Source organism: Stenotrophomonas sp. SY1 (assembly GCF_021202945.1).
Lineage (GTDB): Bacteria > Pseudomonadota > Gammaproteobacteria > Xanthomonadales > Xanthomonadaceae > Stenotrophomonas.
Genome location: NZ_JAJOYR010000001.1, coordinates 1,637,906 through 1,655,532, shown reverse-complemented (window position 1 = coordinate 1,655,532; position 17,627 = coordinate 1,637,906). Strand labels below are relative to the sequence as shown.

The window sequence follows — 17,627 nt, the reverse complement described above, 5'->3', positions numbered from 1 at the left end:
GGGAGGGAGTGGAATTGCACGGCCGGTCAGATTGCAGCGAAACCCGTTCTTGCCTCCCTCCCCTTGGCTGCGCCAAAGGTGAGAGTGGAATTGCACGGCCGGTCAGATTGCAGCGAAACCCGCTCTTGCCCCCCTCCCCTTGGCTGCGCCAACGGGAGGGAGTGGAATTGCACGGCCGGTCAGATTGCAGCGAAACCCGTTCTTGCCTCCCTCCCCTTGGCTGCGCCAAAGGGAGGGAGTGGAATTGCATGGCCGGTCAGATTGCAGCGAAACCCGTTCTTGCCTCCCTCCCCTTGGCCGTAGGCCAAGGGGAGGGTTGGGGAGGGGTGACCGCTGCAATTGCAGGAGCGGCTCCAGCCGCGAAGCTGGCAAAAATGCAGCTGCCGGTTTCCATGCAATTGCAGAGAGATGCGGCATCGGAAGCTTGGCCAGCTTCGCGGCCCACGCCGCTCCTACAACACCGAGCCAGCCTGCGGAGCGGCGTCGGCAATCACGCCACGTAGACCGTCTTGATGTTCATGAACTCATGGATGCCGTGCTCGGCCAGCTCGCGGCCAAAGCCCGAGCGCTTGGTGCCGCCGAAAGGCAGACGCGCATCGCTCCTGACCACTGAATTGACGAACGCCGCACCGCACTGCAACTGCACGGCAACCTTCTCGGCGCGTGCGCTGTCCTTGCCCCACACGCTGCCACCCAGCCCGAACGTGGTGTCGTTGGCCACGCGCACGGCTTCGGCCTCGTCCTTCACCCGCAGGATCGCCGCCACCGGCCCGAACAGTTCCTGATCGTAGGCCGGCATGCCGGGCTGCACGTTGTCGAGGATGGAAGCCGGGTAGCCGGCATGGCTCTCCGCCAACGGCTCACAACCCAGCAACACCTTCGCGCCCTTGGCGATGCTCTCCTGCACCTGCCGGTGCAGCTCATCACGCAGGTCAGCGCGCGCCATCGGTGCCAGGGTCGTCGCCTCGTCCTGCGGATCGCCATACACACGCGACTTCGCGGCTTCGACGAAACGCTGCACGAACGCATCGGCAATGGACTCCACCAGCACGAAGCGCTTGGCGGCAATGCAGGTCTGGCCGGCATTGTCGAAACGCGACTTCACCGCCGCGGCAATGGTCAGCCCCAGGTCGGCGTCCTCAAGCACCACGAACGCATCGCTGCCGCCCAGTTCCATCACGCATTTCTTCAGCTGATCGCCGGCATTGGCGGCGATGGAGCGCCCTGCCCGTTCACTGCCGGTCAGCGTCACCGCTTTCACCCGGCGGTCGCGCAGCACGTCGGCGGCCTGATCGTTGTCGATATGCAGTACGTCGAACACGCCCTCGGGAATGCCGGCGCCCGCCACAACTTCGCGCAGCAGGTCGGCGCAGCCCGGGACGTTGCTGGCATGTTTGAGCAAGGCCACGTTGCCGGCCATCAAGCCGGGCGCGAGAAAGCGGATCACCTGCCAGAACGGGAAATTCCACGGCATCACCGCCAGCACGCAGCCGATCGGCTGGTAGATGACGTAGCTGCTTTGTGCCTCGGTCTGGATCGACTGCGGCATGAGGTACTCGACCGCGTGATCGGCGTAATACTCGCAGGCCGCCGCGCTCTTCTCGATCTCGGCCAGCGCCTCGCGGCGCAGCTTGCCCATCTCGCGGGTCATCGTGCGCTGGATGTCATCACGTCGGTCGCGCAGCCCTGCGGCAACCTTGCGCAGCAATCCCCCGCGCTGTTCCAGCGTCAGCGCCGACCAGGCCGGGAATGCCGACTCGGCTGCGGCAAGCCGCTGCTCGACGGCGGCAGCGCTCATCTGCTCGACCGTGCGCTCTGCGCGGCCGTCGAAGGGGTTGATGGTCTGATACGAAGCCATGGCGACACACCTGCATTCAACGAATGCGTGAATGGTAGCGCCGCGAGTGTTGCGCGCAGGTAAAGCAGGCGATTACCGGTAGAGCGGAGCCATGCTCCGCTGGGGCTTTACTGGTGAAGTCCGCTGCCGAGCATGGCTCGGCATCACAGCTTTGCCGGTGAAGGCCCGCGCCGAGCGTGGCTCGACGCTACCGGTTTCGCCTATCCGTTTTCCTGCAACGCCAGCTGCATGTCGCGCTGACGGCGCTTGTCCGAACGGGCCGAAATCCACCAGCCGAGCACCGCAACCGCCGACACTGCCAGCACCATCAGCGTGGCCAGCGCGTTGATCTTCGGGCTTACGCCCATACGCACCGAGGCGAAGATCTTCATCGGCAGCGTGGTTGAACTGGGGCCGGCGACGAAGCTTGCGATCACCACATCGTCCAGCGACAAGGTGAAGGCCAGCAGCCAGCCCGACACCAGTGCCGGGGCGATGATTGGCAAGGTGATCAGGAAGAACACTTTCAGCCGGTTGGCGCCCAGGTCCATCGCAGCTTCTTCCAGCGAGCGGTCCAGCTCCTGCAGCCGCGAGGACACCACCACCGTCACGAACGAGATGGTGAAGGTGACATGCGCGATCCAGATCGCCACCACGCCCTTGGACGGCAGGCCGAACAGGCCGCCCATCGATACCAGCATCAGCAGGATCGACAGGCCGATGATCACCTCCGGCATCACCAGCGGCGCCGTCACCAGCGCACCAAACAGGGTCTTGCTGGGGAAGCGTTTGAAGCGGGTCATCGCCATCGCCGCCATGGTGCCGATCACCATCGACGCGGTAGCGGTCCAGAACGCGATCTTCAGGCTGATCCACGCCGCTTCCAGCAACTGCCGGTCGCGAAACAGCGCGCCGTACCACTGCGTGGAGAAGCCGGCCCACACCGTCGCCAGCCGCGAAGAGTTGAACGAATAGACCATCAACAACAGGATCGGCAGGTACAGGAAACCGAAGCCCAGCAGCAGGATGCTCCAACCCAACCAGGAGCTACGCCGGCTCATGCTCATGCCAGCCTCCCTTCCAGCTCACGCTGTTGGGAGCGGTTGAAGATGATGATAGGCACCAGCAACAGCAGCAGCATCACGATCGCCACCGCCGAGGCCAGCGGCCAGTCACGGTTGTTGAAGAACTCGCCCCACAGCACGCGCCCGATCATCAATGTATCCGGGCCACCGAGCATTTCCGGGATCACGAACTCGCCCACCGCCGGGATCATCACCAGCATGCAGCCGGCGATGATGCCGCTGCGCGACAGCGGCAGCGTGATCTTGAGAAACGCCTGCCACGGGCGCGCGCCCAGATCGTAGGCTGCTTCCAGCAGGCGGTTGTCGAGCTTGACCAGGTTGGCGTACAGCGGCAGCACCATGAACGGCAGGTAGCAGTAGACGATGCCGATGTAGGCGGCAGTGGGCGTGTAGAGGATGCGCAGCGGCTCGTCGATCACGCCCAGGTTCATCAACGTGCGGTTGATCAGGCCGTTGCTGTCGAGGATGCCGATCCAGGCATAGACGCGGATCAGGAACGAGGTCCATGACGGCAGCACTACCAGCATCATCGCGATGTTGCGTGCCGACGGCGACATCCGCGAGATCACATAGGCCATCGGGTAGCCGATCAACAAGGTCAGCAAGGTCGAGATGACCGCGATCTTGATCGAACTCAGGTAAGCCACCACGTACTGGCTGTCGGCGAACAGCGCCGCGTAGTTGCCCAGATTGAGGTTCACCGTGAACGCGTTGTCCACGTAAGCGACGATGGACGTGTACGGCGGTATCGCCACGGCCATCTTCGCGAACGATATCTTCAGCACGATCAGGAACGGGATCGCGAAGAACAGCAGCAGCCACAGGTACGGCACGCCGATCACCCCGGCGCGGATGCCGGGCAGCCAACGCCGCCATCCGGTTGCGTTCGGGTGGGCGGCGCTCATGAGGTCAGCACCACGCCGTCGTTGTCGTCCCAGGACACCCAGACTTCGTCATTCCAGGTGATGCCGTCACTGTCCCAGCGCTTCATGTTGGCGAAGTTGGAGAGGATCTTGGCCCCGCTGGGCAGCCGCACGTGGTAGACCGAATGACTGCCGAAATAGGCAATGTCCTCGACCACGCCCTGCGCCTTGTTGGTCTCGCCTTCCGGCTCGTCCTTGCCGATATGGATTTTTTCCGGGCGCAGCGCGAACGCCACCGGCTGACCTTCGTAGCCGGTGATGCCGTGGCCGACGTAGATCGGTGCGGGGAAGTCGGCGGTGCGCACGGTGACGTACTCGGGCAGGTCTTCGTCGATAACGCCTTCGATGAGGTTGACCGAACCGATGAAGCCGGCGACGAAGCGATTGGCCGGCTGTTCGTAGATGTCATCGGGCTTGCCGATCTGCTGGATCCAGCCCTGGTCCATCACCGCGATGCGGGTGGCCATGGTCATGGCCTCTTCCTGGTCGTGGGTGACCATCACGCAGGTCACGCCGAGCTGCTCGATGATGTTGACCAGCTCCAGCTGCATCTTCGAGCGCAGCTTCTTGTCGAGCGCGCCCATCGGCTCGTCCAGCAACAGCAGCTTGGGGCTCTTGGCCAGCGAACGAGCCAGCGCCACACGCTGCTGCTGGCCGCCGGACAGCTGGTGCGGCTTGCGCTTGCCCAGCTTGTCCAGCTGCACCAGTTCCAGCATCTCGCCGACACGGCGGGTGACCGCATCCTTGGCCATGCCGTCCTGCTTCAGGCCGAAGGCGATGTTCTGCTCGACCGTCATGTGCGGGAACAGCGCGTAGGACTGGAACATCATGTTGATCGGCCGCTCGTAGGGCGGCAGCGTGGTGATCGGCTGGCCGTCGAGCAGGATCCTGCCCTTGGTGGGCGTTTCAAAGCCGGCCAGGCAGCGCAGCAACGTGGACTTGCCACTGCCCGACCCACCCAGCAAGGCGAAGATCTCGCCCTTGCGCACGTCCAGGTTGACGTCATCGACGGCGACAAAGCCATCAAACTCCTTGCGCAGATCGCGGATGGACAGATAGCCGGGTTCGCTGTTCAAAGCGATGGCATCGGTCCTGGTGTCTGGCTTGGCATCAACGGGCATGCAGGGCTCCGGGAGCGGGCAGGTGGAAAACGGGCGTAGTTTAGCCCCCGTGTTTTGTGGACGACACCGCTGTTTCTGGCGGGTTGTCCCTGATTGGACAGTACGGGGCGTGCGGGTGAGAGCAGGTGAAAGCCGGACAGGACGCGTATCCGAGGCCGCTGCAACGGCAAAGCCCCCTTGTTTGGCAAGGGGGCTTTGCTGTTTGCCGCAGGAGCAGAAGCTGCCCTCATCCGCCCTCCGGGCACCTTCTCCCGCAGGCGGGAGAAGGGAGCGATCCTGCATGGCTGCGGACTAAAAGCCCCTCTCCCGTTTACGGGAGAGGGGTTGCGGTGAGGGCACGTCATAAAGCCCAAGGCAGTTGGATTGCATCGGGCTTGGCCCGAACCCTCATCCACCCTGCGGGCACCTTCTCCCAAAGGGAGAAGGAAGCATCAGGCTTCGCTTAAGCCCCTCTCCCGTGTACGGGAGAGGGGTTGGGGTGAGGGCTGCCTCAGCTCAACGGCCGGTCTTGATCTCGGTCCACAGACGGGTATAGAGCTTGTCCGTCTCCGGCGTGTTGATCGCGTAGGTGAACATCTTGGCCGCCACGTCTTCCGGCGGGTAGATGGTCTTGTCGTCGCGGATGGCGGCATCCACCAACGGCGTGGCCGACTTCACCGGGTTGGCGTAGTGGGTCACGTTGGTGTTGTTGGCAGCCACCTGCGGCTCCAGCAGGTAGTTGATGAACGCATAGGCGTTCTCCGGGTGCTTGGCATCCTTCGGGATGGCCAGCATGTCGAACCACTGCGGCGCGCCTTCCTTCGGAATCGAATAGGCCACTTCCACGCCGTTCTTGGCTTCCTCGGCACGGTCGCGGGCCTGGATGATGTCACCCGACCAGCCCACCACCAGGCAGGTGCTGCCATTGGCCAGCGCGCCCACCAGCTGCGAGGAATGGAAGTTCTGCACGTACGGACGGATCGACTTGAGCAGGTCGGCCGCCTTCTGGATCACCGCTGGATCGGCGCTGTGCGGGTCTTCGCCCAGGTAATGCAGTGCGATCGGGATCAGGTCGGCCGGCGTGTCCAGCAGGGTCACGCCGCAGTCCTTCATCTTGGAGATGTTCTCCGGCTTGAAGATCAGGTCCCAGCTGTTGGCCACATCGGTGCTGCCACCGAAGCGTTCCTTGAGCTTGGCCACGTTGTAGCCGATGCCGGTGGTGCCCATCATGTACGGCACGCCGTACTTGTTGTCCGGGTCCTGCCCGGCGATGCGGGCCATCACGGCCGGATCAAGATTGGCCAGGTTCGGGATCTTGCTCTTGTCCAGCGGCAGGAACACGCCGGCCTGGATCTGGCGGCCGAAGAAGTTCAGCGTCGGCACCACGATGTCGTAACCGCTGTTGCCGGTCAGCAGCTTGGTCTCGACCATTTCATCGCTGTCGAACACGTCGTAGGTGACCTTGATGCCGGTCGCCTTGTCGAAGTTCGGGATGGTGTCTTCGGCGATGTAGTCCGAATAGTTGTAGACGTTGAGGACCTTGGCCTCGCCGCCTGCAGGCGTCTTGCCGCCGTCGTCCTTGCCACCGCAGGCAGCAAGCAGGGAAATGGCGACACCAACGGTGAGAATGCGCAGATTCATGTGTTCTCCAGTTGTGATCCGGGAGCGGGAGGGGGAACCGGCCAAGCCGGCGGGTGGCCTATTGTCCCACCTGTGGGCGGCATCACGCCAATCAGCAACACCCAGGAGCGCCTTCAGGCGCGAAGCCCGTGTAGCCAACCGGATCGCCGGCATCGCGCCTGAAGCCGCTCCTACGCCGGTTCTCAGACATTGAGCAGCAGGAACTCACGCTCCCAGGAGCTGATCACGCGGAAGAAGGTCTCGTATTCCTTGCGCTTGACCGAGATGTAGGCACGGCAGAAACGCCGGCCCAGCAGTTCCTGCAACGCCTCGCAGGTTTCCAGGCCATCCAGCGATTCGCCCAGCGAACGCGGCAGTTCGTAGCCCAGCTCCTTGGCATTGCCGGTGATGGGCGGGGTTGGGCGCAGCTGTTCGCGGATACCCAGCAGGCCGCAGGCCAGGGTCGCGGCCATCGCCAGATAGGGATTGGCGTCGGAGCCGGCAAAGCGGCTCTCCACGCGGCTGTTCTCCAGGCTGTCGATCGGCACGCGCAGGCCGCAGGTGCGGTTGTCGAAGCCCCACTCCACGTTGCTCGGCGACACCTCGCCGAACACCAGCCGGCGATAGGAATTCACGTTCGGGGCGAAAAAGCCCATCGCCATCGGCACGTACTTCTGCAGGCCGGCCAGGTAGTGGTCGAAGGTTTCGCTGTACTGGCCTTCCGAAGCACCAGCAAACACGTTGCTGCCGGTGGCCTTGTTCAGCAGGCTCTGGTGGATGTGCATGGCGCTGCCGGGCTCGGTTTCCATCGGCTTGGCCAGGAAGGTGGCGTACACGCCATGGCGCATCGCCGATTCACGCATGGTGCGCTTGAACAGGAACACCTGGTCGGCCAGTGACATCGCATCGGCGTGGGTGAAGTTGACTTCGAGCTGGGCGGCGCCGGATTCGTGGATCAGCGTGTCCACGTCCAGCTTCATCGCGTCGCAGTAGTCGTACATCAGGTCGAGAATGGGGTCGAATTCGTTGACCGCATCGATCGAGTAGGACTGCCGCGCGGTTTCCGGTCGACCGGAGCGACCGGCTGGCGGCAGCAGCGGGAAATCCGGGTCGGTGTTCTTCTGCACCAGGAAGAACTCCACCTCCGGCGCGACCACCGGCTTGAGTCCCAGCTCGTCATAGGCGTTCAACACCCGCCGCAACACGTTGCGCGGCGCCAGTTCGTGCGGCTGGCCGCTCTTGGTGTAGCAGTCGTGGATGATCTGCGCGGTGGGGTCTGTGGCCCACGGCACCATGCGCACGGTGTCCGGGTCCGGGCGCAGGATCATGTCCGCATCGGCCGGCGAGGTCAGTTCGTAGTAGTCGTCCGGGAAATCGCCGGTGACGGTGGTGGCGAAGATGCCTTCAGGCAGCCGCGTGCCGTAATCGTGGCGGAATTTGTCGGCCGGGATGATCTTGCCGCGCGCATTGCCGGTGATGTCCGGCACCAGGCATTCGACCTCGGTGATGTGCCGTTCCTTGAGCCAACGCAGCAGGGAGCTTTCTTCCTGCACGCTGGCAGCGGTCTTGCGGGTACGTGGGCGCGAAGTCATGGCGGATCAGCTTCTTTGTTTCTGCATCTGGTAGCGGCGACAGGCCTCGCCGAAGGCTTGGAATATGCCCAGGTAGAACGGGTTTTCGAGCACCCGCCACTCCGGATGGAACTGCACGCCGAGCAGGAAACCCGGCCCCGGGCCGCGGAATGCCTCGATCAACCCGTCCGGCGCGTGGGCCTCGGCCTGCAGGCCGTTGCCGAGCCGCGCGACACCCTGCCCATGCACGGTGTTGACCCGCACCGGCTGGCCCGCGGCAATGCCGGCCAGCAACCCGCCCGGCACCAGTTCCAGCGCATGGGCCGGACCATATTGCACGTCGGTGGGTGAATCCGGGTCTTCACGGTGGTCGGCCAGGCCCGGCACTTCATGCACTTTCGGGTGCAGGCTGCCGCCAAAGGCAACGTTGATTTCCTGAAAGCCCCGGCAGATCGCCAGTATCGGCAGGCGCATCGCCAAGGCCTGCGGAATCAACCCGAACACGTTGGCGTCACGGGCCGGATCATGCGGATTACCTTCCCAACTAGGGCTACCGTCGTAATGGTGCGGCTCGATGTTGCTGGTCGCCCCGGTCAACAGCAGGCCATCCAGTTGCCGCAGCCACGCATCGGCCGGCAGCGGCGGTTGCAGCAGCGGCAACACCAGCGGCGTTGCCTGCGCGCCATCAACCACGGCGCGGACGTATTTCTCACCGACCACCAGAAAGGGGTGCGATCCGATCGGTTTGCTGTCGGTGGGCAAGCCGACCAGCGGCAGACTGGCCATGGGTGGGGCTCCGTAAACGTGCTGGCACGCTACCGCTGCCCCGTCCAATAGGCAACCGATGCAGGCGCGTAGCAGCGGCGTTCGCCGCGAAGCTGGCAATGCGACAACCGCCCAGGCACCAGCAATCGCGGGACATCCCGCAGCGGCTTGTTGCATCAGCTTCGCGGCGAACGCCGCTCCTACGCTTCTGTCCCGCCGGGCATCTGCCATTCAAGTGGAACGGGCCACAATTGCCATCCCGAGCCAATGCCTGCGCATGACGCATACATTGCTCTGGTTACACTCCCCGCCCCCGTTACGGCCCTGCCCGCCTGATGTCCGTGGTTTCCACTGCCGCTGATTACCCCCCGAGTTGGTATGCCGCCAGCCAGCCCCAGTTGCCGGCACGCGCGCCGTTGAGCGGGCAGGCCCGTGCCGATGTGGCGGTACTGGGTGCCGGCTACACCGGCTTGACCGCCGCCCTGGCACTGGCCGAGAAGGGTTACAGGGTCACCGTACTGGAAGCCGAGCGCGTGGGCTGGGGAGCGTCCGGCCGCAATGGTGGCCAGGCCATCGTCGGTTACGGCTGCGACCAGAGCACGCTCGAGCACCTGGTCGGCAATGCCGATGCACGCCTGCTGTTCGACTTCTCGCGTGACGGCATGCACATGCTCAAGCAGCGCATTGCCCGCCACGGCATCGACTGCGATTGGCGCGACGGCCATGCCAGCGTGCCGATCCACCCGCGCCAGGAACGTGCGCTGCGTGCGGACATCATCACGATGGCGCAGCGCTACGACTACCCGCTGGAATGGTGGGACCGCAGCCGCCTGCGTCAGCAGCTGGCCAGCGACCGTTATCTCGGCGCGATGTATGACCCGGCCAGCGGCCACCTGCATCCGCTGGCCTATGCACAGGGCCTGGCGAAGGCCGCCGAGGCGGCGGGCGTCGTCATCCACGAACATTCGCCGGTGGTTCGGCTTGAACGCGGCCCCAAGCCCGCATTGCTGACCGCACACGGCCGGGTTGATGCCGATTTCGTCGTGCTGGCCGGCAACGCCTGGTTGCAGGACATCGCGCCTGAACTGGAAACGCGGATGATGCCGGTCGGCACCTACATCGGCGCCACCCAACGGCTGGGCGCCGAACGCGCCAAGGCGCTTATCGGCAATGACATGGCCGTGGCCGACGTCAACTGGGCGCTGGATTACTTCCGCCTCAGCCGCGATCACCGCCTGCTGTTCGGTGGCCAGGCCAGCTATTCGGCACTGCCACCGCCGCGCCTGCACGCCAGCATGACCCAGCGCATGCGCCGTGTGTTCCCGCAGTTGGCCGATGTGGAGCTGGAGTATGTGTGGGGCGGCTACATCGACATCACCCGCAACCGTGCCCCGCACTGGGGCAGGCTCTCGCCCTCCATCTACTTCGCGCAGGGTTTCTCCGGGCACGGCGTGGCCAGCACCGGCCTGGCCGGTGAAGTGATTGCCGCCGCCATTGCCGGCCAATCGGCACGGCTGGATGTATTCGGCAAGATCCCGCATGGCGTATTCCCCGGTGGCAGGGCACTGCGCATGCCGCTGCTGGTGGCGGCGATGTCCTGGTACAAGCTGCGTGATCTGCTGTGGTGAGTTGAAGCACCGGGGCATCAACGAAACCAAGGCGTAGCGGTTCATCGCGCCAACTGCCGCCCTTGCCGGCCCCCGGCCCCCACCTTTCCACCTCTAAAGTTCCTGCGACTCCGGCCGCTCTTCACCCCAGATGCCCCTGAGTCTCCCCGATGGTCATGCTGCAACAGGCCGGCTACAGCCACCCGCCAATCACGCCCCTGCCGCAACGCATCCTGCTGGTGGAGAACTCCCGTACCTTCACCACCCTGCTGCGTGAAGCCATCGAGCAACGGCTGGAGCTGCCGGTCAGCGTCGCCACCAGCCTGGCCGAGGCCGGTGAGCTGCTGGACCGCGAGCAGGGTTGGTTCCTGGTGTTGACCGGCCTGGTGCTGGCCGACGGCGACCGTGATGAAGTCGTGGCCTACTTCGTCAACCGTGGATTGCCGACCATCGTGGTTAGCAGCGTCTATGACGAGGACCTGCGCAAGCGTGTATTGCAGCAGCAGATCATCGATTACGTCCTGAAGAACACCCCCGGCAGCATCGACTACCTGGTGTGGCTGGTACAGCGCATGGAGCGCAACCGCCGCATAGCCGCGCTGGTGGTGGACGACTCGCCTTCCGCGCGGGGTTATGCCGCCGCGCTGCTGGCCATGTACGGCTACCACGTCACCCAGGCGGCCGATGGCAACGCCGCGCTGTGCGCACTGGAGGCCGACCCCGCGATCCGGCTGGTGATCGTGGATCAGGAAATGCCCGGCATGGAGGGCGTGGAGCTGACTCGGCGCCTGCGCGCCCTGCGCGCGCGCGACAAGGTGGCGGTGATAGGTATTTCCGGTAATTCCGATCCTTCGCTGATTCCGCGCTTCCTCAAGAACGGTGCCAACGACTTCCTGCGCAAGCCGTTCTCGCGCGAGGAGTTCTTCTGCCGCGTCTCGCAGAACGTGGACCAGCTGGAGCTTATCGGCACGCTGCAGGACCTGGCCACGCGCGACTTCCTTACCGGCCTGCCCAACCGCCGCAGTTTCCTGGAACACAGCCAGCGGCAGCTGGCGCAACCCGGCAACAGCGGCGACATCACCGTGGCGATGGTCGATATCGACCATTTCAAACACATCAACGACAGCCTCGGCCACGAAGCCGGTGACCAGGCCATCCGTGCGGTTGCCAGCGTGTTGCAGGCACATACCCGCCCGCAGGACATCAGCGCCCGCTTCGGCGGCGAAGAATTCTGCCTGCTGGTCAATGATCTGGACGAAGCCGCCAGCGCATTGCATTTCGAACAGCTGCGCCTGGCCGTGCAGGCCCTGCGCCTGCAGTTCGGCGACAGCACCCTGACCGTGACGGTCAGCATCGGCGTGTGCCGCATGCCCGCACGCAGCGGCAACCTGCATCAGCTCATCACCGAGGCCGATCGCCAGCTCTATCTGGCCAAGGCCGCCGGGCGCAACCAGGTCTGCACCGCCCACCCGCATACGCCCTCCGTCCACTCCGCCGCTGCACTGAAGCCCCAGCCGGCCTGAAATGCGCGGAGGTGCGCCGCCTGCAGCGGCCCACCTCCGGCTGACGCACATGCGTCGCCCGTCACGTTTTGATCCAGATCAACGCCGATCAGACGCATCGCTCCTACAGTGCCGCCTCACGGACTACGGGGATGGACGATGGCACTACTGGTTTGGCAGGACGACCTGAACACGGGCGTGGAGGTCATCGACCATCAACACATGCGCATCGTGGAAATGCTCAATCATCTGCACATCGCGCAGAAGAGCCTTGAGCGCGTGGCGGTGGCCGAGGTGATCGACGAACTGGTGGACTACACCATGTCGCACTTCGCCTTCGAGGAAGAGCTGATGGAAGAAGCCGGCTACCCGTTCTGCGCCGCCCACAAGCGCGTGCATGAGGTGTTCGGCAAGCGCGTGTCGGAATACCGGTTGCGATTCGAGGCGGGTGAGGAAATCACCGACGAGCTGCGCAACATGCTCTCGCGGTGGTTGTTCAACCACATCCGTGGCGATGACAAGGCCTACGCCGAACACGTCAAGCGTCACCTCAACAAGTTCGCCAAGGAACATGAGCAGGGTGGTTGGCTTGGGCGCACGCTCAAGCGGCTGTTCCGCTGAACGGTTGCGCAGGAACGACGTGGGCACGCGCCCTCCTCCAGAAGTATCGTGGCCGCGTCGTTCCTGCCTTCCTCACCGCGTGCAGCCGCACCAACGCAGGCGTGATTTCAGCGTAGGAGCGGCTTCAGCCGCGAAGCTTGCGGCCGTTCCGTATTCATGGAGATCGCAATCGCAGAATGCGGGATCGCGTGATACCCGCACACCGTAACCAGCAGTGGCTTCGCGGCTTACGCCGCTCCTGCATCAGCACCGCAAGCCCTCCTTGTAGGAGCGGCGTAAGCCGCGAAACTCGAAATGCCCGCGCCTTCAAAGAGCCCGCAATCACGAAAGGTGCGATGGCATGCCGCCTGCACGCTCGAATCATTCGTGGCTTCGCAGCTGAAGCCACTCCTACGGCAGCTGCGGGTTGCGCTTCTGGCGGCGGCCGATGGCCAACAATGCCAGCCCGGTGACCACTGCGGTAACGCACAGGTAGCCACCCACCGCAGCGATGCCGAATTTCCCCGCCAACCACGTCGCCGCATACGGCGCCGGTGCAGCACCGAGAATGCCGGCCAGGTTGAACGACAACGACGAGCCGGTATAGCGCACCTGCACCGGGTACAGGCTGGCCAGCATGGTGCCGCAGGGGCCGTAGGTCAGGCCCATCAGGAACAAGCCCAGCGACAGGAACAGCAGCACCTGCCACGGATGCCCGGCCTGGAACAACGGCTGGAACAACAGGCCGAACGCGAAGATCGCCACCGTCGCCCACAGCATCGCCTTAACTGTGCCACGTCGGTCGCCATACAACGCGGCCAACGGGATGCCCGCCGCGAAGAACAGGATGCCGACCATCTGCAACAGCAGGAAATCGTCGCGTGCGTAGGCAAGCACTGAAGTGCCATGGCCCAGCGTGAACACCGTCATCAGGTAGAACAGCACGAAAGTCGCAAATGCCGCCAGCGTGCCCATCACCACCGCGAAACCGTGATCCACCAGCACTTCGCGCATCGGCAGGCGCACCCGCTTGCCGCTGTCCAGTGCCTTCTGGAAATCCGGTGTCTCATGGATGTTCAGCCGCACCCACAAGCCCACGATCACCAGCAGCGCGCTGGCGACGAAAGGCACGCGCCAGCCCCACGACAGGAAGTCCGCGTCGTTCATCACCCTACCCAGCAACAGGAACGTACCGGCCGACAACAGGAAGCCCAACGGCGCGCCCAGCTGCGGAAACATTCCATACCACGCGCGTTTGCCGGGCGGCGCGTTCTCGGTGGCCAGCAGCACCGCACCGCCCCACTCTCCGCCCAAGCCCAGGCCTTGCCCGAACCGGCACAACGCCAGCAGCACCGGCGCCACCAGCCCGATATCGGCGTAGGTGGGCAACAGGCCGATCGCCACGGTGGACAGGCCCATCGTCAACAGCGCCGCCACCAGCGTGGCCTTGCGCCCGATGCGGTCACCGTAATGGCCGAATACCGCCGAACCCACCGGCCGGGCGATGAACGCCACCGCGAACGTGGCCAGCGACTGCAACAAGGCCGCGTTGGCACTGCTGTCTGGGAAGAACAACTTCGGAAACACTAGCACCGCTGCCGTGGCGTAGATGTAGAAATCGAAGAATTCGATGGTGGTGCCCACCAGGCTGGCGGCCAGTACACGGCGCGGGGAATTCACAGAAACGGGGGCGGCGGACATCGGCGGGCATTCACGGTGAAGGTGGCCCCAAGTCTGCCACGCGCCCGGCCCGTGACGGCCGCTGGTTGCAGCGGTGACCGTCGCCCGGCGGCTGCCTGCGAGCCCTCCCGTCACCGCGTTGCCACACCCGATCCGGCATGTTGTTGCATCCGGCGCAGCGCCACATCGGCCGCGCCAACGCCAATCCGTTCTGATCCCCCCGCAGGAGATACCGCGTGAACGAACCCGCCCCGCGCTTTGAGCACGAAGCCGACGCCACCGCCCGCTACTGGCACAACACGCCGCTGAACACGCTGCCGCCGCCGGACATGGTCGGCAACTACCAGCGCTTCAAGCCGCTGCCCACCGAAGGCATCGCATCACGCAAGGCGTGGATCGTCGGCGGCGGCATCGCCGGCATGGCCGCTGCGTTCTACCTGATCCGCGATGGCCACATGCCGGCGCAGAACATCACCATCATCGAAGGCCTGGGCATCGAAGGCGGCTCGCTGGATGGCTCCGGCAATCCGGAAGATGGCTATCTGGTGCGCGGTGGCCGGGAGATGAACTGGAACTACGACAATCTCTGGGACATGTTCCAGGACGTGCCGGCGCTGGAGCTGCCCGAAGGCTACAGCGTGCTCGACGAGTACCGCCTTGCCAACGACGCCGACCCCAACTGGTCCAAGTCGCGGCTGATGCACAAGCAGGGCCAGGTGCTGCCGGACTTCACCCGCTTCGGGCTGACCCGCAAGCAGCAATGGGAAGTGGTGAGCCTGCTGCTCAAGCGCAAGGACGAACTGGACGACCTGACCATCCAGGACCATTTCAGCGAAGGTTTCCTGGCCAGCAATTTCTGGTTCCTGTTCCGCTCCATGTTCGCCTTCGAGAACTGGCACAGCCTGCTCGAAATGAAGCTGTACATGCACCGTTTCCTCGATGCGATCGACGGCTTCGGCGACATGTCCACGCTGGTGTTCCCCAAGTTCAACCAGTACGACACCTTCGTCACCCCGCTGATCCGCCTGCTGCGCGAGAAAGGCGTGCAGGTGAAGCTGGCCACGCAGGTGCTGGACATGGATTTCGCCGTCCAGGGCGAACAGCGCACCGTCACCGCCCTGCACACCCGCACCAAGGAGGGCGATGGCCGCATTGACGTGGCCCCGCGCGACCTGGTCATCGCCCTGACCGGCTCGATGACCGAAGACACCGCCTACGGCGACCTGGAAACCGTACCGGTGCTGAAGAAGCGCCACGGCGGCCCGGCCGAAGGCAGCAGCTGGGGGCTGTGGCAGAACCTGGCCAAGCACTCGCCAGTGTTCGGCAAGCCGGACAAGTTCTGCGGCGACATCGACCGCTCGATGTGGGAATCGGCCACGCTCACCTGCAAGCCCTCGCCGCTGGTGGACAAGCTGACCGCGCTTTCAGTCAACGCACCCGATTCCGGGCGCACCGTCACCGGCGGCATCATCACCTTCACCGACTCCAACTGGGTGCTCAGCGTCACCATCAACCGCCAGCCGCATTTCCCCGGCCAACCCAAGGACACGGTGGTGATGTGGGTGTACGCACTGCTGATGGACCAGCCCGGCAACTTCGTCAAGAAGCCCATGCCCGAATGTACCGGCCGCGAGATCGTGGCCGAGCTATGCCATCACCTGGGCATCGCCGACCAGTTGGACACGATCATCCCGCACACCAAGGTGCGCCTGGCGCTGATGCCCTACATCACCGCGCAGTTCATGCCACGTGCGGCCGGCGACCGCCCCCGCGTGGTACCTGCCGGCTGCACCAACCTGGCGCTGGTCGGCCAGTTCGTGGAAACCGCCAACGATGTGGTGTTCACGATGGAAAGCTCAGTGCGCACCGCACGCATCGCGGTGTACTCGCTGCTGGATCTGCCCAAGCAGGTGCCGGACCTGAGCCCCACCCAGTACGACATCCGCAACCTGCTCAAGGGCGCGCGCGCACTCAACAACGGCGAGCCATTCATTGGCGAGCGGCTGTTGCACAAGCTGCTGGGTGACACCTACTTCGCCCACATCCTGCCGCCGTTGCCGAAGAACGAGGGCGAAGCCACCCGCCGCGAACGCCTGGAAGCGGAGTTGGCCAATCTGCGTGAGATGAGTGGCTCGGCCTTGCAGAGCGTCGCCAGCTGGATCGAGCGGCTCGGCAGTCACCTGCGCAAGGGCGGCAAGGAGTAAGGCCAACGTCGCACCGCAGGAGCGGCTTCAGCCTCGAAGCGGCTGAGAACCGAAACATGGTGATGCCGGCCCTTCCCAACATCGGCCCTTGCGGGTCGATGTTGCGATAGTGGACAAGCACAGCCCGGATGTGTTTCCAGCCTCGCACCTCACTCCTGCGACCAGACGTTCAGCCAGCCACGGCAGAAACTGAACATCTTCGTTACATCGACTTCAGCACGCATGCACATCGATGAATCAAACACCGGTGCGTGTACGCCAGACACGACCTTTTCACGCAGCTGCCTCCATCACGGCGGTTAGGGTAATCGTGCAAGGCATGCACCGCCCTTCCGCAAGAGGAGTAGTACCGATGATGCAACGACAATTCCGTACCGCCCTGCTGGCCATGGCCACCGTCTTTGGCGCAGCAGGAATGGTCCAGGCGCAGGACACGCTGACCGCACCACAGGTCCGCGCACAGTTGGAAGCCCAGGGCTTCACCAACGTCCATGACGTGAAGTTCGACAACGGCATGTGGGAGGCCGATGCCACCAGCGCCGATGGCAAGCGCACGGAGCTGCGGCTTGATCCGCGCACCGGCACCGTTTATCCGGATACAGCGGTTTCGCAGCTGAGCGAGGCCGATGTCCGCGCCAAGTTGTCCACCGCCGGCTACAGCAATGTGCATGATGTGAAGTTCGATGACGGCATGTGGAAGGCCGACGGCAAGTCCCCGAACGGCAGGAACGTGGAAGTCCGCCTCGATCCGACGAACGGCGATGTGATCGCCGAAAAGCGGGATTGAGGCATAGCCGCATGTTGCGGTGTTGAGCGTCGTGCGGCTTTTAAAAGCACGCCTCGCGCCTCCCCTCATCCGCCCGTTGGGCACCTTCTCCCGCCCGCGGGAGAAAGGAAAGTCCAATCTGCGAGCTGGCCGCTTGTAGCCCCTCTCCCCTTGCGGGAGAGGGCAACAACGAAGCCAAAAACCAGAACAACCACCACGCCCGCCGAAGCAGCTCAAGCGCGCTTCGCACCTCCCCTCATCCGCCCTTCGGGCACCTTCTCCCGCCCTGCGGGAGAAGAGAAAGCCCAGCCTGCGAGCTGGTCGCTTATAGCCCCTCTCCCCTTGTGGGAGAGGGGTTGGGGAGAGG

The 17,627-nt window shown here is 64.4% G+C and carries 13 protein-coding genes; 5 read left to right on the top strand and 8 right to left on the bottom strand.

What is annotated here, in order from left to right; genetic code table 11:
• Positions 1-490 precede the first annotated feature (490 nt).
• The 7 genes from LR961_RS06820 to LR961_RS06790 form a co-directional block, all read right to left on the bottom strand.
• A complete protein-coding gene (locus tag LR961_RS06820; RefSeq protein WP_232147656.1) occupies positions 491-1,858 on the bottom strand; it encodes an NAD-dependent succinate-semialdehyde dehydrogenase in 1,368 nt (455 codons plus the stop codon).
• Between the two features lie 200 nt (positions 1,859-2,058).
• Positions 2,059-2,904, bottom strand: coding sequence for an ABC transporter permease subunit (locus LR961_RS06815; protein ID WP_232147655.1), 846 nt, complete (start codon positions 2,902-2,904; stop codon positions 2,059-2,061).
• Positions 2,901-3,827 carry an ABC transporter permease subunit gene (locus LR961_RS06810; protein ID WP_232147654.1) on the bottom strand — a complete coding sequence of 309 codons (927 nt, stop codon included), beginning with the start codon at positions 3,825-3,827 and terminating at the stop codon, positions 2,901-2,903. Before LR961_RS06810 ends, LR961_RS06815 begins: the two co-directional genes overlap by 4 nt.
• Positions 3,824-4,966 carry a polyamine ABC transporter ATP-binding protein gene (potA, locus tag LR961_RS06805; protein WP_232147653.1) on the bottom strand — a complete coding sequence of 381 codons (1,143 nt, stop codon included), beginning with the start codon at positions 4,964-4,966 and terminating at the stop codon, positions 3,824-3,826. The genes LR961_RS06810 and potA overlap by 4 nt, the downstream gene beginning before the upstream one ends.
• 495 nt (positions 4,967-5,461) lie before the next feature.
• Positions 5,462-6,586 (bottom strand): polyamine ABC transporter substrate-binding protein, encoded by a 1,125-nt coding sequence (locus LR961_RS06800; RefSeq protein WP_232147652.1) that lies wholly within the window; start codon positions 6,584-6,586, stop codon positions 5,462-5,464.
• 182 nt (positions 6,587-6,768) lie between these two features.
• The gene (locus LR961_RS06795) at positions 6,769-8,157 is read right to left on the bottom strand and encodes a glutamine synthetase family protein (RefSeq protein ID WP_232147651.1); all 1,389 of its coding nucleotides are present in this window, start codon (positions 8,155-8,157) and stop codon (positions 6,769-6,771) included.
• A 6-nt stretch (positions 8,158-8,163) separates the two neighbouring features.
• Entirely contained in the window at positions 8,164-8,922 is a 759-nt protein-coding gene (locus LR961_RS06790; protein WP_232147650.1) for a gamma-glutamyl-gamma-aminobutyrate hydrolase family protein, read from the bottom strand.
• Between the two features lie 314 nt (positions 8,923-9,236).
• Between LR961_RS06790 and LR961_RS06785 the strand changes: the two genes are divergently transcribed.
• The 3 genes from LR961_RS06785 (at position 9,237) to LR961_RS06775 (ending at position 12,631) form a co-directional block, all read left to right on the top strand.
• Entirely contained in the window at positions 9,237-10,529 is a 1,293-nt protein-coding gene (locus tag LR961_RS06785) for an FAD-binding oxidoreductase (protein ID WP_232147649.1), read from the top strand.
• Positions 10,530-10,684: 155 nt separating this feature from the next.
• A complete protein-coding gene (locus tag LR961_RS06780; RefSeq protein WP_232149246.1) occupies positions 10,685-12,031 on the top strand; it encodes a diguanylate cyclase in 1,347 nt (448 codons plus the stop codon).
• A 138-nt stretch (positions 12,032-12,169) separates the two neighbouring features.
• Positions 12,170-12,631 carry a bacteriohemerythrin gene (locus tag LR961_RS06775; RefSeq protein ID WP_232147648.1) on the top strand — a complete coding sequence of 154 codons (462 nt, stop codon included), beginning with the start codon at positions 12,170-12,172 and terminating at the stop codon, positions 12,629-12,631.
• A gap of 390 nt (positions 12,632-13,021) precedes the next feature.
• Here LR961_RS06775 and LR961_RS06770 read toward each other — a convergent pair whose 3' ends face one another.
• Entirely contained in the window at positions 13,022-14,311 is a 1,290-nt protein-coding gene (locus LR961_RS06770; protein WP_232147647.1) for an MFS transporter, read from the bottom strand.
• Positions 14,312-14,526: 215 nt separating this feature from the next.
• On the opposite strand from LR961_RS06770, the gene LR961_RS06765 reads away from it, so the two are divergent.
• A complete protein-coding gene (locus tag LR961_RS06765) occupies positions 14,527-16,494 on the top strand; it encodes an oleate hydratase (RefSeq protein WP_232147646.1) in 1,968 nt (655 codons plus the stop codon).
• A 355-nt stretch (positions 16,495-16,849) separates the two neighbouring features.
• The gene (locus LR961_RS06760) at positions 16,850-17,281 is read left to right on the top strand and encodes a PepSY domain-containing protein (RefSeq protein WP_232147645.1); all 432 of its coding nucleotides are present in this window, start codon (positions 16,850-16,852) and stop codon (positions 17,279-17,281) included.
• Positions 17,282-17,627: the final 346 nt, after the last annotated feature.

Coding starts and splice junctions, on each gene's coding strand:
- potA (WP_232147653.1), bottom strand. CDS start 4,966: ATGCCCGTTGATGCCAAGCCAGACACCAGGACCGATGCCATCGCTTTG.
- LR961_RS06760 (WP_232147645.1), top strand. CDS start 16,850: ATGCAACGACAATTCCGTACCGCCCTGCTGGCCATGGCCACCGTCTTT.
- LR961_RS06770 (WP_232147647.1), bottom strand. CDS start 14,311: ATGTCCGCCGCCCCCGTTTCTGTGAATTCCCCGCGCCGTGTACTGGCC.
- LR961_RS06800 (WP_232147652.1), bottom strand. CDS start 6,586: ATGAATCTGCGCATTCTCACCGTTGGTGTCGCCATTTCCCTGCTTGCT.
- LR961_RS06785 (WP_232147649.1), top strand. CDS start 9,237: ATGTCCGTGGTTTCCACTGCCGCTGATTACCCCCCGAGTTGGTATGCC.
- LR961_RS06790 (WP_232147650.1), bottom strand. CDS start 8,922: ATGGCCAGTCTGCCGCTGGTCGGCTTGCCCACCGACAGCAAACCGATC.
- LR961_RS06795 (WP_232147651.1), bottom strand. CDS start 8,157: ATGACTTCGCGCCCACGTACCCGCAAGACCGCTGCCAGCGTGCAGGAA.
- LR961_RS06780 (WP_232149246.1), top strand. CDS start 10,685: ATGCTGCAACAGGCCGGCTACAGCCACCCGCCAATCACGCCCCTGCCG.
- LR961_RS06810 (WP_232147654.1), bottom strand. CDS start 3,827: ATGAGCGCCGCCCACCCGAACGCAACCGGATGGCGGCGTTGGCTGCCC.
- LR961_RS06820 (WP_232147656.1), bottom strand. CDS start 1,858: ATGGCTTCGTATCAGACCATCAACCCCTTCGACGGCCGCGCAGAGCGC.
- LR961_RS06815 (WP_232147655.1), bottom strand. CDS start 2,904: ATGAGCATGAGCCGGCGTAGCTCCTGGTTGGGTTGGAGCATCCTGCTG.
- LR961_RS06775 (WP_232147648.1), top strand. CDS start 12,170: ATGGCACTACTGGTTTGGCAGGACGACCTGAACACGGGCGTGGAGGTC.